This is a genomic window from Streptococcus mitis (assembly GCF_946188375.1).
Classification (GTDB): Bacteria; Bacillota; Bacilli; order Lactobacillales; family Streptococcaceae; genus Streptococcus; species Streptococcus mitis_CX.
On sequence record NZ_CAMHUS010000002.1, the window covers coordinates 1 to 16,184 of the forward strand.

12 protein-coding genes, 2 pseudogenes and 1 riboswitch are annotated in these 16,184 nt (G+C 39.4%); all 14 genes and pseudogenes read right to left on the minus strand.

The window, feature by feature from the left end:
- Nucleotides 1-3,842: Rib/alpha-like domain-containing protein (locus tag N8M16_RS02530; RefSeq protein ID WP_261069585.1), on the minus strand; the 3,842-nt coding region annotated here is incomplete at its 3' end.
- Between the two features lie 489 nt (nt 3,843-4,331).
- Nucleotides 4,332-5,097 (minus strand): annotated as a pseudogene (locus N8M16_RS02535) (transposase).
- Between the two features lie 236 nt (nt 5,098-5,333).
- Nucleotides 5,334-5,544 (minus strand): annotated as a pseudogene (locus N8M16_RS02540) (hypothetical protein).
- Nucleotides 5,525-5,674, minus strand: a complete 150-nt coding sequence (locus N8M16_RS02545; protein ID WP_236564374.1) for a hypothetical protein — start codon at nt 5,672-5,674, stop codon at nt 5,525-5,527. Before N8M16_RS02545 ends, N8M16_RS02540 begins: the two are co-directional and overlap by 20 nt.
- A gap of 136 nt (nt 5,675-5,810) precedes the next feature.
- On the minus strand, nt 5,811-6,203 hold the full coding sequence (rpsI, locus tag N8M16_RS02550; RefSeq protein WP_000075973.1) for a 30S ribosomal protein S9: 393 nt from the start codon (nt 6,201-6,203) through the stop codon (nt 5,811-5,813).
- 18 nt (nt 6,204-6,221) lie between these two features.
- Nucleotides 6,222-6,668, minus strand: coding sequence for a 50S ribosomal protein L13 (rplM, locus tag N8M16_RS02555; RefSeq protein ID WP_001044624.1), 447 nt, complete (start codon nt 6,666-6,668; stop codon nt 6,222-6,224).
- Between the two features lie 215 nt (nt 6,669-6,883).
- Nucleotides 6,884-8,083 carry an ABC transporter permease gene (locus tag N8M16_RS02560; RefSeq protein WP_001245398.1) on the minus strand — a complete coding sequence of 400 codons (1,200 nt, stop codon included), beginning with the start codon at nt 8,081-8,083 and terminating at the stop codon, nt 6,884-6,886.
- Complete coding sequence (locus N8M16_RS02565) at nt 8,080-8,973, minus strand: ABC transporter ATP-binding protein (protein ID WP_000895303.1); 894 nt, start codon at nt 8,971-8,973, stop codon at nt 8,080-8,082. Before N8M16_RS02565 ends, N8M16_RS02560 begins: the two co-directional genes overlap by 4 nt.
- A 235-nt stretch (nt 8,974-9,208) precedes the next feature.
- Complete coding sequence (pheT, locus tag N8M16_RS02570; RefSeq protein ID WP_173875780.1) at nt 9,209-11,614, minus strand: phenylalanine--tRNA ligase subunit beta; 2,406 nt, start codon at nt 11,612-11,614, stop codon at nt 9,209-9,211.
- Between the two features lie 129 nt (nt 11,615-11,743).
- A complete protein-coding gene (pheS, locus tag N8M16_RS02575; protein WP_261069586.1) occupies nt 11,744-12,790 on the minus strand; it encodes a phenylalanine--tRNA ligase subunit alpha in 1,047 nt (348 codons plus the stop codon).
- A 272-nt stretch (nt 12,791-13,062) separates the two neighbouring features.
- Nucleotides 13,063-13,713 (minus strand): phosphatase PAP2 family protein, encoded by a 651-nt coding sequence (locus N8M16_RS02580; RefSeq protein ID WP_261069587.1) that lies wholly within the window; start codon nt 13,711-13,713, stop codon nt 13,063-13,065.
- A complete protein-coding gene (locus tag N8M16_RS02585) occupies nt 13,703-14,266 on the minus strand; it encodes an ECF transporter S component (RefSeq protein WP_000185823.1) in 564 nt (187 codons plus the stop codon). Before N8M16_RS02585 ends, N8M16_RS02580 begins: the two co-directional genes overlap by 11 nt.
- 153 nt (nt 14,267-14,419) lie before the next feature.
- Nucleotides 14,420-14,569, minus strand: a riboswitch (FMN riboswitch).
- Between the two features lie 53 nt (nt 14,570-14,622).
- Nucleotides 14,623-15,126, minus strand: coding sequence for a tRNA (cytidine(34)-2'-O)-methyltransferase (locus tag N8M16_RS02590; RefSeq protein ID WP_153199641.1), 504 nt, complete (start codon nt 15,124-15,126; stop codon nt 14,623-14,625).
- Nucleotides 15,127-15,409: 283 nt separating this feature from the next.
- Nucleotides 15,410-15,922: a GNAT family N-acetyltransferase gene (locus tag N8M16_RS02595; protein ID WP_261069663.1), complete on the minus strand. Its 513-nt coding sequence runs from the start codon at nt 15,920-15,922 to the stop codon at nt 15,410-15,412.
- Nucleotides 15,923-16,184: the final 262 nt, after the last annotated feature.

Genomic DNA, 16,184 nt, shown 5'->3' on the forward strand with positions numbered 1-16,184 from the left:
CATTCAAACGTTGTTTTCGGTGGTAAGCTGTCCACATTGCCAATGCTGTTTCTTGCTTCTGGTACTGCTCCATTGTCCACTGTTTGGACTGTTGGTTCTGGTTTGTACGTGTCTGCTTGTCCTTTGACATTGACTTTCACTGGAACTTCTTCGCTTGTGCCATCTGGGTAACGAACGATCACTGTTCCGGATACTTCGCCTGGTTGTCCTACGGCTGTATTTGGTGCGCCATCTTTCCATTCAAACGTTGTTTTCGGTGGTAAGCTGTCCACATTGCCAATGCTGTTTCTTGCTTCTGGTACTGCTCCATTGTCTACTGTTTGGACTTTTGGTTGTGGATTGTATTCATCTTTTTGTGCACGAACATTTACAGTTACATTCACGGTATCTTTTGAGTCATCAGGATATGTTACAGTTACGCTACCTGCTTTATCTCCAGGTCCTGTTGTTGTACTTGGAGTTGTTGCCCATGTATAGGTTGTTCCTGCTGGTAATCCATTTTTATTAACACTTGTTCCTGCATCTGGTTTTACATCATAACTCACCGTTTGTTTTTGCACATTAGGAGTTGCAGTATATTTCGTTGTCATTGATTTGACGGTAATCGTAAATTGTCTTTGACTAGGATTGTCTGCATTATCTGTTACTTGAATAGTTGCAGTATAAGTTTTACTATCTTGTCCAACAGGTAATTTTGTTACTTCTTGAACTCCATTTTTAAATTTAATTGTCTTAGTCGCATTGTCATATACTAAGAAATCTGGTAAGCCCGTTACCGTTGTTGATTTAACACCAGTTCCTCCTGTATTATCAGTAGCTGCAACTTTTATAGAAGGTAATGTTCTATCCAATGCAATTAAATCCCAATTTTGTCTATCACTTGGTGTTGTGATCGTTGGAGCTGTTATGTCTTTTACTTCTAAAGGTATGTCAACTGGATCTGTCGTATTATCTAAATAAGTAACAGTCGCTTTAATCGTTTGAGTTCCTGCATTTGCTGTACTAATCGTTCCAGCAGTAACGGATTTCACCTTACTATTACCGTTATTACTAATAGCAACTGCTGCTTTTAAGTCATTATTTGTAACCGGAACATTTTGATTTCTAACGATTTTATTTCCTGTAGGAGCATATTCATCACTCAACTTACGAACACTTACAGTTACATTCACAGTATCTTTTGAAGTATCAGGATAAGTGACTTCTACTACCCCTGATTTATTACCAGGGCTTGATGTATCTGGTTTTGTTTTCCAAGCATAGGTTGTCCCTGATGGTAACCCTGTTTTATTGATACTTGCTTCTGCGCTTGGTTCATCTTTATAGCTAACTGTTTGTGTTTGAGAATTTGGAGTTGCTGTATATTTGAAAGTTTGTGGTTTCCATACAAAACGAATACGTCCTGGTGCTCCATTATCATTCGCATGACCTACATGTTCATAGTTCGTATTTCCAGCGGGATCTTCGGTGTATAAATAACGCGTGATTGATTTTTCACCGGCAAATGGTTGATTATTAATATTCCCACTCACCGTAATTGTTGCTGGTTGTGCATCTGAACCTGTAGTTTCAGATTTAATCTTAGTTGCTGTTAGATATAAGCCATCTGGGCTTCCCCCACCTAAATAGCTATTATCTTCTTGTCCTAGTCCCTGTCTATTATCTGCTGCAAATGCTAAGTAAACTTTAGAAACCTTTCCATTATTATCTTTTGCTTTTAAAGTAATATTATTATTTTCATGTGAATATACATAAATTTCTTGATTACCAGGATTATCATACGGAATTTCTACTGTCGGTCTAATATTATCAACAATCTCAACAGGAATATCGACTGTTTTCATCGTCGTATTTCCACGAAGAATTTCAATTTGTTTATGATGAACCGTTGGTCTTGAAGTATCTACAGTAGATCCACCTTTCCAACGAATCGTCAGATCGGTCGCAGGTGCTGTTCCATTTGATAAAGTGATATAACTTCTAGCATCACCAAGTTCACCACTTTGATGTTGATTAATACGTTTGTCTTGTTTTCCTACAAAATCTAGCACTGTATATGGTGTCGATACATCTTTAACGGCTCCATTTTGATAAGTTACTGTAACAACAGCATTTCGTGTTCCCGGTTGTTGTAAATTAAATGGTGTTTTCCATTGCACATCAACAGTAGATGGAAGTTCATTTTCTGTTTTTGACTTCACAAGATTTCTAGGATTTTTGTAAAAATCGTGTGGGTCACCGTATAATGCCGTAATACTTTGATGTTTTGCTATAGCATCATTCTGTGCATTTGTTTGGATTGTTTTAGGTGCAAATCCATCTTTAAAGTGAATCGTCATTGTTGCACCATCAGCTGAAACTTCAGCATGATCATAGTCAATGTGAACTGCTCTATTGACTACTCCTGGGTGTGCAGCCTCAAACTTTTTAATTAAAGCTGTTTTTTCTTTTTCCGTTAAATGGCGGACATCATCTACATAAGTTGGTGTTGCCAAATCATTAACCGTATTACGCTCACTTTGAGCTTTTACATGAAATGTATAAGTAATACTATTTTCCGGGTTCTTTCTTCCTGCCGCAATAGTTACTCTATAATCACCCGGTTCAACAGCTTCTCCCGTTTTATCATAACGCCCAAGCCAACCTCTTATAACCGCTTTAACTTCTGGATTATTAACAGGCCATACACCAGATGTGATATCCTGAAAGTCTTCCTTTCCAGTACGAGGATTTTTATAAGCAACTCTCAATGTTATACCTTTAAGCTTATCTAAACCACTAATAACACCTACAGTTTTTAAATAATATGGTGATTTATCTTCCTTACCTCTATTTTCTCCATATTCATACTTATATAAAGGTTCTCCTGGGCCTCTTTGACCTAACACTCTCATAAATGAGTATATCTCATCAGAATTATAATACGTCAAATCAGTTCTAGTTTCATTAACTAACCCAGCTTCTCCTCTTCCATGCTGATTTTGCGTAGGTAAAAAGTATACCGCCCTAAATCTACTCTCACCATTCCCATTAATAGGTTGGCCATTTCTAGGGTCACGTTTACCAGAATGAGCTCTTGTCATTCGATTTGCTACTTTATTTCGAAGACGTGTGACTTCTTTTAGGAGCGACTCTACCTCGTCCTCCCTGTTACTATCCTCAGAAAGTTTTTCAGCTGTTTTAACTAATTCTTTCTCAGCATCGCTGAACTCATAATTTATTTGATTAGCTAAACTGTAAATTTCATTTACAGTTTCTGTTACTTTTGCTATTTTTTCTTTGCTTAAATCTGATTTCTCTTCTTTTTGAGGCTCAGTTTTTTCTCTAGACTCTGAGGCTTTTTCTTTTTCAGGTTTATCCTCTAATTTTTCAAAAGATTCTTTAAGAGCTTTCTCTTCTTTATCTACCTCTTCTTGACTTACTGTCGGACTTTCCATCAGTTGTTGTGCGCGCGACAAAGAAAGATTCAATTTCTCTACTGAATCTATAGTTTTTTTGCTTAAGTCTATATTCTTAATTTTTTCTATTAATTCGATTAAAGATTGTTTATTAACCTCTGTTTTAGCTACATCCTCTTTTTTATCGAGCTCATCAGATTTTTTTGATAATGGAGAAGTGACTCCCAAATTAATCTCATTATCTTCCTGCTTAATTACTTCCTCTTTAGGTGTTTTACCTTTATCCCTATCATCTCCATCTTCTGCCGAGTTCATTGATGTAACAACTGAAGATGCCACTTCATCTGCTCTGACAACTTGTGTTTGTTGCAATCCTATTGCACCAGTTGCTAAAAAAAGAGTACAGCCAAAAAGAAAATGCTTCCCTTTTTTACCATTCTCCAATTCTTTTGATTTATTCCTTTACGATTAAATAACATAACAGAAACCCCTTAATAAAGCATTAATTAATACAGTTCATTATATCAAATTATTCAAAATTACTCTACCCTTTTCTTCCATATTTTATTTTAATTGATTGAATTTAGAGTGGTAAACTGCAACTTCTAAAATATTGCTAGAAATTTATTTGAATTTCCCAATCAGTTTATTCATATTTTACTTCATTCCACTATAATTCTGTAGAGGTTCTAGTATTGATACCGAAGCAGAGTCACAAAGTATTAATTAAATATATTTTTAAGTATAACTTAACATTACTCAAACCCACTATGAATACATTAAATTTATAAAATGTAAACTAGGTCCCCACTCCCAAATCTCTCCTCTAAAGAAACACCTTTTTACGTATACCGCTTAGCATAATTCTTGAAAAATTCTATACTATTTATCTATTTAATACTTTATGAAATATTCAGAACCTAGATTGTCAAATTAAGTTAGATTTTTCATGTAACTCAGAAAAACTTGGTATGGTATTTGATAATTCAAAGACTTTTTAGGAATTCTATTTCTTTTATCAGTTTAGCTGATAAATAATTTTGAGAAATATTAGTAAAATCCATTTGTTTCGGTAGTCTATTTCGTCTTAATAAGCCATTAGAATGTTCATTGAGACCTCGTTGACTAGGACATCCTAGATACGCAATGAAAATATCAATGTCATGTGCTAAGACAAGTGTCACAACGTTATTCAGAATATAGCCTGATAGAGTGACCAACAGATGTACTTTGAATCCTCAGAACCAACGGTACTTAGAGGAATTGTATCCAATGTCGCCTAGTTCATGGAAAATACATGCTCAATGATTACGAATAGGTTGACAAAGTGATAATGGAAAACTATCGATGATGACAATACTATTTTGAGAAAGTTGAGTATTCATGGCTTGCCGAATGATTTAAACTAACCAAATCAGCTGTCTTAACCGTCGATTAAATCGACTTCTTTCAGGGAGACACCCACAGGGAAAGAGTTGGCATATCCGATAGAAATGACGTTGTGATTTAATGCCTAGTTCAGTCTGTAAAATAAGCAAAACTAATAGAGACTGATCTGAAACCTTAGACAAGCTGATATTGTTACGATGTTTGTAAGATTCGGGACATTGTTCACTATATAGCTGAAGACAAATTTTGATAATTATTTCAAAGTCCATTGCAAGTGATGAGATTTACCTGTATATTGTAAGTCGCTCATTGGGGCTAACCTCCTGTTTGTTTCAACACTTACAGTGTAGTCCTTTTGAGCTTTTTATTGTATTTTGAAAATAAATAGCACCACGAGTACAATTTATTAAAATCAATTATTGACTTGTTGTTATGGCATTCAAATTAACAACTCGGGGTTTGGGGATTCCCCAAAATTCAAATCATCCCAAAAGTTAGATTTTTCTGTCTAACTTTTAGGGTGCAGTTCAATTTAACCGCGTTTCCTTATTTTAAAATCCTCATATGTCTTTCTTTTTTATGATTAGCATCGTAGTATTCCAGCATCGTAGTATTCCAGCATCGCATGATACAAACGAGCCTTCGTTTTATCTTGTTGTTTAATTCCATGAAGAAATAATTCTGCTCGCTTTAATTTCAGTATGTATTCGCATATCTGATCAAAATCCTTGTCCATATTACTTTTGAAAATAAACATCTTTTTCCTCCATCACATCAACTATTTTTTGCATCAAAATAGACATATCCATTTTATTCTCATAGCTTATTCTCCCAACTACAGTTGCAAGACGGGCTATAGAATTGATATTCTTTCCGACTTGTTCCAACTCTTCTGTTAAAGGAACTAAACTTTCAGAGGTTATCAGAAGGTTATCACAAAGCTATTTGAGCTCAAAAATCGACAAAAAAGCACTTTGCAAAATTTTTGCAAAGTGCTTTGAAACGTTGATATAATCGTATTGATTAACGTTTTGAGAATTGTGATGCTTTACGAGCTTTCTTAAGACCTGGTTTCTTACGTTCAACTTTACGTGAGTCACGTGTAAGAAGTCCTGCCCGTTTCAATGAATCGCGGAAGTCTGGGTCTACTTGAAGAAGGGCACGAGCGATACCGTGACGGATAGCTCCTGATTGACCAGCGTATCCACCACCTACAACGTTAACGAAAACGTCGTATGAACCTACAGTTGAAGTAACTGCGAACGGTTGGTTGATGACAAGACGAAGGTCAGCGTGTGGGATGTACTCTTCAACATCTTTTTTGTTAACAGTGATTTTACCAGTTCCTGGAACAAGGCGAACGCGTGCAACAGCGTTTTTACGACGTCCAGTACCTGCATATTGTGCTTGTGACATACTTTATTGTTCCTTTCCTTAGATAAGTCCTGAAATGTCAAGAACTTCTGGTTGTTGTGCAGCGTGAGTGTGCTCAGCTCCAACAAATACTTTCAACTTCATACCTTGAGCGCGTCCAAGAGTATTGTGTGGAAGCATACCTTTAACTGATTTCTCAATCAAACGTACTGCATTTTTAGAACGAAGTTCACCTGCAGAGATTTGTTTCAATCCACCTGGGTGGTTTGAGTGAGTGTAGTAGATTTTATCAGTTGCTTTTTTACCAGTCAATTTAACTTTTTCAGCATTGATAACAATTACAAAGTCACCTGTATCAGTGTGTGGTGTAAATGTTGGTTTGTTTTTTCCGCGAAGTACGCTAGCAACTACTGCAGAAAGACGTCCAAGTGGTACATCAGTTGCGTCAACTACGTACCATTTACGTTCAACTTGGCCTGGTTTAGCCATAAATGTTGTTTTGTTCATGATTTCTCCTATATATAGTTCGATTTTTGTTTACGGTGATGGGTGTTCCTTCCCATCGAAAAGTATTTGGAAGGTTCCGGGGCCTTTCAAATGGGGTAAACAATACCGCCTACTATAATACCAAATTTCACCCCTAAAAGTCAATAGATATGAAAAATATTTTTCTGAATTCCACTCTTTTTATCTCTAAAAAACCTCGCTTTCGCGAGGCTCTTCTATTTATAAGATAAGGCACGTTTAAAGGTTTTCCAAGGACCTAAATCATCTGTTTGCAGAACGAGGCTAGCATACATACGTCCGATAAAGACTGTTGCCGTTACTGCAAAAGCAAGCGTAATAGCAAGCGAAATCCAAGTTTCTAACCCATTTGCATAACCATTAATAGCTCTAAACGGCATGAAGAAAGTCGAAATAAAGGGAATATATGAACCAATCTTCAAGATGAGATTGTCACCAGCTGTACCTAGAGCTGTCACTCCAAAAAAACCACCTATAATCAAAATCATCAAAGGCGACAAGGCTTTTCCTGCATCCTCAGGGCGAGAAACCATAGAGCCTAGGAAGGCTGCTAAAACAACGTACATAAAGAGGCTAACCAAGACAAACAATAAGGTGTTGAGCGAGAAAGCCTCTCCTATATGGTTTAAAATACCAGATTGTGCCAAGATTGGTAGGTCTTTAAAGAGAAGAATGGCAGCAATTCCACCCACGACGTAAATGCCAATATGGGTCAAAATCACAAGAAGCAGAGCCAGCATGCGAGCGTAGAAATAATGACTAGCACGGATACTAGAGAAGACCACCTCCATAATTTTGGTTCCTTTCTCGCTAGCCACTTCCTGAGCAGTGACACTAGCATAGGTAATCAAAATCATATAAAGGAAGAAACCAAGCCCTGCGGCCGCAAAGGTTTGAATCATTTTTTTATTTTCCTTGGATTCATCAATTTTCTCCGTAAAGTTAACTGTTTGTCCCAAGCGTTTTTCCTGTTCTTGTGACAAATTGGCTGCCGAACGATTGAGTTGATCTTGAAGCTCATTTAACTTGCTCGTTACTCCTAGCTTAATAGCAATCTCAAGGGAAGTTTCACCGTGATAAACTGCCTTCAAGACACTATCCTCTTGGTCAATGGTCAGATAGCCTTTTAATTTTTCATCCTTGATAGCAGCTTGGGCACTGGCTTCATCCTGATAATCAAAATTGAGACCATTGGTAGATTTAAGACTGTCTGTCACAGCTGGAACAGTGCTGACTACTGCTATCTTGCCACTCTGAGCCATAGAAGATCCTTGGAGATAGCCAATTCCTACAGATAAGGCTAAAAAGAGGAACGGCGAAATCACCATAAAGAAGAAACTCCACGATTTGACATGTCGAAGATAGGTTTCCTTCATTACAACCCACATATTTCTCATACTTCCACCCCTGATTCTAGTTTAAAGATTTCATCAATTGTTGGCGCTTGCTGGTCAAAGGTTGCGATGTATTGCCCCTGAGTCAAGATTGGGAAGAGTTCCCTTCCAGCGCTCTCATCCTCTAAGATCAATTTCCAACTGCCTTGTTTGGTCAAACTTACCTGCTTGACATGAGGAAGATTTTCCAATTCTTCCTTGCTTCGTTCACTTGAAACAAAGAGACGCGTTTTCCCGTATTGATTGCGGACATCCTGAACTGGTCCATGCAAGACCACACGGCCATCTCGAATCATGAGAATATCGTCACAAAGCTCCTCGACGTTGGTCATGACATGGTCAGAAAAGATAATGGTTGCTCCGCGCTCTTTTTCCTGAAAGATGACTTGCTTGAGCAATTCAGTATTGACTGGATCCAAGCCACTGAAAGGCTCATCCAAGATAATCAAGTCTGGCTCATGAATCAGAGTAATGATGAGCTGAATCTTCTGCTGATTTCCTTTTGACAGGCTCTTGATTTTATCTGTCAGCTTTCCTTTCACTTCCAACCTCTTCATCCATTGAGGGAGTTTTTCCTTGACCTCCTTGGCATCCATACCTTTTAGAGTCGCCAAGTAGCGAACTTGTTCAAGGACTGTCAATTTAGGCATGAGACTGCGTTCTTCAGGCAGATAGCCAATCCGAGCGTAGGTTTCCTGACGAATATCCTGACCATCCAGACTAATTTCTCCTTGATATTCTAAAAACTTCAAAATACTGTGGAAAATCGTTGTCTTCCCAGCACCATTTTTCCCGACTAATCCCAAAATACGACCTGGTCGCGCTTGAAAGTCAATACCAAACAAAACTTGCTTGGATCCAAAACTTTTCTCTAGACTTCTTACTTCTAGCATCTTTCACCTCCGAAATGTCTTGCACTCATTATACTCCTTTTTGATAGCCTTTACAATGGTTTATGTCCATTTTTATCATCCTCATTTTAGTAAAAAATCTTAGAGTACTTTGAGTTATGAGTACATTATACACTGGTAAACTCCAATTTATCTTCTCTGTTCCTCAACTGTCTATTTTTGATCCTGAATTGTTATTTGAAAAGCAAAAATCCACCCCAAAGGATGGATTGATACTTTAACGCACTTCTGCATTGACTTTTTCTTCGAGCGATGCTTGGATTTTTTCCATATAGCGTGCGACTTCTTCGTCCGTTAAGCTATCTTCTGGATTTTGGAAAGTCAAGCTATAGGCCATTGACTTCATACCAAGTCCCAATTTCTCACCTGAGAAGACGTCAAAGAGTTTGATATCTGTCAAACGTTTCACACCGGCAGCTTGGATAGCGTCCACAACTTCTTGGTGGGTCACTTCTGCCTTGAGGAGTAGAGCCACGTCACGGCTGACTGCTGGGAATTTGGTGATTTCCACAAATGGAGCAGCAGGTTGAAGCGCTGCTTCAATGGCTGAAAGGTTGAGCTCAGCTACATACGTTTCTGGAATATCGTAAGCCTTAGCAGCGACTGGATGCACTTGACCAAGGAAACCAAGAACTTGGTCACCTAGTGAAATGACTGCTGTACGACCTGGGTGGAGGCTTTCAATTTCAGCTGTAGCTGTATAGGTCACTTCTAGTCCCAAGCGAGTAAAGAGCGCTTCAAGGATTCCTTTAGCATAGAAGAAATCAACTGGAACTGCTGCTGTTTGGAAATCTTTTTCAGCAACCAAGCCGGTCAAGGCAAAGGCAAAGCTGTTGATCTCATTTGGAAGTTCTTCTTTTGGATTACCTGTTTGTTCAAAGACTTTTCCAATCTCGTAAAGTGCCAAGTTTTTGTTCTTACGAGCTACGTTGTAAGCAACTGTATCTAGGATACCTGAGATCATATTTTGACGGAGGACAGAACGGTCCACTGTCATTGGCCACATGAGTTCAGTAAGGTTACTTGGTTGAGCCGTAAACTCAACTGCTTTTTCAGGAGTTGTTAGAGCATAGGTGATGATTTCTGTCAAACCTGCTCCTTCAGCAATCGTACGAACCTGACGGCGGAGTTTTTGTGTCGCAGTCAATTCACCAGCTGTACCATCGTCTTTTGGAAGGCTAGTTGGCAAGCGGTCATATCCATAGATACGAGCGATTTCTTCAAAGAGGTCTGCTTCGATGGTGATATCCCAGCGACGGCGTGGGACGCTGACTGTAAAACTGTCTGCATTTCCAGAAAGACCAAAGCCAAGACGACGGAAGACGTCTTCTACATCAGCATAAGAAAGATCAGTTCCGAGGACACGGTTAACATCAGCAAGAGTTGAAGAAACTTCCACATCAGAGGTATCAAGCTCACCCGCTGAAACGATACCTTTACGCACCGTCGCACCTGCAAGTTCTGCAATCATGCTAGCCGCCGCATCAAGGGCTTCGTTAACAGTTGCCACATTAATCCCTTTTTCAAAGCGAGAAGATGATTCAGAACGAAGGTTCAGGCGACCACTTGTCTTACGGATAGATTTGCCATTGAAAACAGCAGCTTCAAGGACAACACGACTAGATTTTTCAGAGATTTCTGTTGCTTGACCACCCATAACACCTGCAAGAGCTACTGGCTTGTCTGCGACAGTGATGACTAGGTCATTCACGTCCAAATCACGTTCTTCACCATCTAAAGTCACTAATTTTTCACCAGCACGCGCTTCACGCACACGAATGTCATTTCCTTCAAAGGTATCCAAGTCAAAGGCATGCATTGGTTGACCAAAGTAGAGAAGGATGTAGTTGGTCACATCCACTACGTTATTGATTGGACGGATTCCTTCGTTCATAAGAAGATTTTGCAACCATTGTGGACTTGGTGCGATAGTAACATTATCCAAGATACGAGCGGCATAGTAAGGCGCCTTGTCTGTCTCAATGCCCACAGAAAGAGCATCTGCTGCAGCTTGGTCAGTTTCTGAAAGAGTAAATTCTTTAAAGTTGACTGCCTTATCATAGATAGCTGCTACTTCGTGAGCCACCCCACGCATAGAAAGGGCGTCTGCACGGTTTGGTGTGATAGAAAGTTCGATGATTTCATCATCCAAGTCTAAGTATGAGAAGACTTCATCCCCAGGAACAGCATCTTCTGGCAAGATTTGGATGCCATCTGCGAATTCCTTAGGCACAACTGAATCAGAAATTCCCAATTCACCAAGTGAACAGATCATCCCAAGTGACTCTAAGCCACGGATTTTCCCTTTTTTGATCTTGTAATTGTCAGCGATACGAGCTCCTGGAAGAGCCACCATGACCTTAATACCAGCACGCACATTCGGTGCACCACAAACAATTTGACGTGCTTCTTCTTCGCCAACGTTAACCTGACAAACATGAAGGTGAGTTTCTGGCACATCTTCGCAAGACAAGATCTCACCGACGACAATTTTTGAGAGACCGGCGGCCGGTGATTCCACACCTTCTACCTCTATCCCTGTAGTTGACATTTTTTCAGCCAACTCTTGTGATGGCACATCAATGTCCACCAATTCTTTTAACCATTTATAAGATACAAGCATAATTCTAATTGTAAGATCCCACCAAGCGGGACCTTTTCAATTCCTTTCTTTTTCTTCGAGTCAGTCTTTGCCATTCTCATCTAGAGAAAATGACTAGAACTGTATAGGACTGCGTTTCAGGTTTCAATCTTATTTAAACTGTTCTGAGAAACGGACATCTCCTTGATAGAATCCACGGATATCGTTGATTCCGTAACGGAGCATAGCTACACGCTCTTGTCCAAGACCAAAGGCAAAGCCAGAGTAAACAGTCGCATCGATGCCACTCATTTCAAGGACACGTGGGTGAACCATACCGGCACCCATAATTTCGATCCAACCTGTTTTCTTACATACGTTACAGCCTTCTCCACCACACTTAAAGCATGAAACGTCCACCTCAACAGATGGCTCAGTGAATGGGAAGTAAGATGGCCGCAAACGAATCTGGCGCTCTTCACCAAACATTTTTTGGACAATCAACTGAAGCGTTCCTTGAAGATCGGCCATAGAGATATTTTTCCCAACAACCAAACCTTCGATTTGGTGGAACTGGTGACTGTGGGTCGCATCATCTGTATCACGACGGAACACACGCCCTGGTGAAATCATTTTCAAAGGACCTTTTGAAAAATCATGGGCGTCCATAGCACGCGCCTGAACTGGAGACGTGTGGGTACGAAGTAAGATTTCTTCTGTGATGTAGAAAGTGTCCTGCATATCACGGGCTGGGTGGTCTTTTGGAAGGTTCATACGCTCAAAGTTGTAGTAGTCTTGCTCCACTTCAAAACCATCCACGACTTGATACCCCATACCGATGAAAATATCTTCGATTTCTTCACTTGTTTGTGTGAGAACATGACGGTGACCAGTCGCAACTGGACGACCTGGAAGTGTCACATCAATGCTCTCACTAGCTAATTGAGCTGCGACTTTCTTTTCTTCCAAGAGCTTAGCTGTTTCTTCAAAAGCAGCTGTCAAGACATCACGCGCTTCATTGACGTGTTTCCCGATAATTGGACGCATCTCAGCAGAGACGTCTTTCATCCCTTTGAGGATTTCAGTAAGCGAACCTTTTTTACCAAGGACAGAGACACGCAATTCTTGCATCTCTTTTTTATTTTCAGCAGTAATCTGCTTCAAGCTAGCCAGCGTTTCTTCACGAAGCGCTTTTAATTGTTCTTCAATAGTTGACATAATTCCTCCATCAGTCTCTCGTAGATAAAAAGAAAACCACATGCCAAAAACTCCACTCGGAGCGTTGACACGCGGTACCATCCGTTTTCATCTGACAAGTCAGACCTTCATTTCTAAATCCATGCGCAAGTGAATTCACCCAGCTTTCATATAGAGAGCTTGCAGTCACGGCTCTCCTCCCTGATATACTTCCCTTGAGTTACTAGTCTTGCAGATTTCTATTCAATTACTGTATAGTTTATCAGATTTTTACCATTCTTGCAAGACCTATCTCACTTCTGCTTGCCTTTAAATCGCCATTGGAAGCGTAGCTCGTCATAAAAGGGAAACTCTATAAACAAGACTCCCAAGCCGACACAGAGACTGGCAAGAACGTCTGATGGATAATGAACTCCCAGATAGACCCTTGATACCAACACACTGACTAGGTAGAGGCCAAGGACGATTTGTACGATTTTTCTCCAGACTGGATTTTTAATCCGTTGACCGAGAATGACAATCAGAGAGCCGACCATCAAGGTTACAGCCAGAGAATGGCCGCTTGGGAAGGAAAATCCCTTCTCCTCAACCAAGTGTAAAATAGCTGGTCGTGGGCGCTGGTAGATATTTTTAAAGGTCACGATTAAAAGAGCTGCCAAAGCCAGATTTCCCAGCATGAAGAAACTTTCTATCTTCCACCTCTTACGATAAAAGACAAAAGCTGTAATGACAACCCAAGTGATAATCACTGGGATATCAATCAGGCGTGTAATGGCTCGGAAGAGAATAGTCAAATAATCTGGTAAGTCTCCTCGAACGGCAGTCTGTATCGGTTGGTCAAAACCGACCAGCGTTTCAGGGTAAAATTTGACCATGTAGCCAAGAATAACGAAAAGTAAAAGGGCAAAACTGCCCTTCATTAAAAATGTTTGTTTATCTTTCATAGTGTTTTAAGGTTGGTTTCAAAAGGACGTACAACAACCAGAATGAAACGGAAAAGATTACACCCTCAATCAAGTTAAAAGGTAATACCATGGTCATTAGGTAGTTGGAAAGTCCCAAAATTTTTCCAATATCAAAGTTAGCAAACTTAGCGTACAAAGGAACAGCGTAAACATAGTTAAGAACCAACATAGCCACGGTTAAACCAATAGTCCCAGCTAGAGAGCCTAGTAGGAAACGAAGAGTTGTCCGTTCCTTTTTCCAAATCAAAGCAAATACGATGACAAAAACTCCCAAAGCTACGATATTCATCGGCAAACCAATGTAAGTATTCACTCCTTGACTATTAAGAAGCAATTTCAAGAGTGAGCGAAGCAAGAGAATTCCTAGAGCAGCAGGCAAATCCATGACCACCAGACCCACAAGGACTGGCAAGATACTAAATTCGATCTTGAGGAAGGACGCCGCTGGCAAAAGCGGAAAGTCAAAGTACATCAGCACAAATGAGATGGCTGATAGAATCGCAATGGTCGAAAGTCGACGTGTGTTTGTCATAACAGGTTCCTCCAATTTTCTATAAAATCAGAAGAAGTTAGAAAGGATTCCCCTATCTATTCTCACTTTTTATACCCCAAAAGTTCCCTCGCACTCTATTGAGCAAACGGTTACAATTTAGCTATAAATCTATCAGAACAGACAAAGCTATTCTTTCGTCTTCTCCCATCCAGACTATACTGTCGGTTGTGGAATCTCACCACATCAGCTTGCGCTCGCGGACTTCTTTAAAGAGAAGGAAAAGATCATTTCCTAGTTAAAGTCACCGCCGGTCGGGAATCACACCCTGCCCTGAAGACTCTTTTATCATAACAAAAAACGCTTGCAAGCGCAAGCATTTTGTTCATTTTCATTTTTTATTTCAATTTATCTGCTTCATATGTATGAACGAGCTCAAGACCTGCAAAGTTCTGCTGGCGGAGGGCTTCGTAGACAATCATGCAGACGGTATTAGACACATTGAGACTGCGGACATGTTCATCATTCATAGGAATACGGAGAGCTTTCTCAGGATGTTCTCGCATAAAGTCCTCAGGCAAGCCCTTATCTTCACGTCCAAAGAGAAAATAATGGCCTTCGTTAGTCGATAAATCCACCTCAGAATAGACTTTTTCCGCGAATTTAGAAATCAGATAGAGTTTTCCCTTCATCTGAGACATGAAATCCTCCAAACTCTCGTAAAAATAAATCTCTAGCTTATCCCAATAATCCAATCCAGCTCGCTTCATCTTGCGGTCGTCAATAGGAAAGCCCATTGGCTTGATGATGTGGAGGGGAGAATTGGTCGCAGCGCAAGTACGCGCGATATTGCCTGTATTTTGTGGAATTTGAGGTTCAAATAATACAATGTGATTTGTCATGACTTGCTTCCTTTCACCATTGCAAAAAAATAGCCACACTGCCCGGAGTCAAGCTCAGCAAACAGCGTGGTTAAGGCATCGTTAACTTACCTCACAACAGGTTTGAAGTAAATCAGCGAAACTACTTTCTTAGTATAACACTTTCAGAATCATTGTCAATAGAAACGACTTGATTTTTTCAATTTTTTCAAGCTATTTCCAAGGGTTTCTAGGGGAAAATTCTTAAATATCTGCAAAAATTGCTTACTCTTTTATACCTATCTGTGGACTGGGAATGATGATATTATGACCTCGTTATCTCAAATACTGCTGTATGAATCCACTCATTATGAATTTGTAAGTCATTTTCTATAACCCTACTAAAGGTGAAGCCATTTTTTAAAAGCACCCTCTGAGAGGCTAGATTACCTGTTGCCGTTCCTGCAATGATTCTATTGAAACCATAAGTCGTGAAGGCTTTTTCTAAAACGAGTTTAACCGCTTCGCTGGCATAACCTAAATTGCTAACATTTTCCCCAATCCTATACCCAAGCTCTGCTGTTTTTCGATTATTCTCTAAAACACTTAAATTAATTCTTCCGACCATAACGCCTTGCGAATCTCTGATAAGATGCATGTAGACATCCCGATTCTCTTGTTCCCTTAACAACTCCCTCGTAATTTCTTTAAAACCTTCTAAATCAAAATAGTTAGCTGGTCTAGGAGATAAATTTCGTTCAAAATACTCTCGATTTTCTTTTTCAAAAGAATAGACGTCTAAACTATTTTCTTCAGACAACAGCTCTAAACTGATCATTACAAATCCTCTCCCATCATTATCTACATTCAAATTTTCTCATGTTTAAACAAAGTGAAATTAACACGATTTAAATTAAGTACTTTTACTATTTTATATCGTCTCTACATTATGACACTGAACTTAGTTGAAAATGATTATATTTGAATAACTTTGATTTTGTAGTGTAAATTCTACTATAAAGTATTCAAACTAATTCATATTTTGTCAAAAAGTTTCAAGCATACAATTGTTAACTTTATTTCTCATACAATCTATCAAT